1 protein-coding gene is annotated in these 650 nt (G+C 59.8%); it reads right to left on the reverse strand.

Features of this window, described 5'->3' with window-relative positions; translation table 11 throughout:
- On the reverse strand, positions 1–395 hold a 395-nt coding region (locus ACWGTI_RS32630), incomplete at its 3' end, for a transposase (RefSeq protein ID WP_454590677.1).
- Positions 396–650: the final 255 nt, after the last annotated feature.

Raw genomic sequence — 650 nt, forward strand, 5'->3', positions numbered from 1 at the left:
CCCATGGCGAGCAGCGAGCGCACATCGGGCAGGTTCTCCAGCCGACACATCGTCGATTGCGACGCCAGATCCCGACCGGAGGGGGGTGCATCCTGGGCCATCTTGAAGATCGGATCGGAGCGCAGCCGGTTGGCATCATTGCCATCCTTATAACCGGCGGCAATCATCTTCATGCGGAAGCCGATCATATCGGCCAGGCTGTGGACGACCTGGTCCGGGCAGCGCGGATCATCGATGCAGCGCGCCAGACGCTCCGCCACCCGCAGCCGCTTCTCCACCTCGGCCAGAGCCAGAACGCCACTGTTGGACGACAGCATGCCACCGTCGAAACGGGCGATGACGGACTTGCCTCCGACAGATGACAAACCGCTCAGCGGTAGCCTAGGATCGTTCATGGCGGGTGTGGTCTCCGGAAATGACTAGGGTTGGCGTAAGCAACCAAATCCTAGTTCATTTCAACGGCTTGCACCACATCCGCCAACCCGCCGCGAATTTTTCGGGCTAGATGTCCCCAATCTTCGGCGGCGACTTGAACGGGTTTAGAATCCGGACACCGCGCCCCGTGAAGTCTGACCCGACTTAAACACCACCTGTAAGAATAAGTTATTAAGTCAGCATGTTAGGCGCGCGCCGGCGCGTGTTACCACTAC

Source organism: Mesorhizobium sp. ArgA1 (assembly GCF_053714375.1).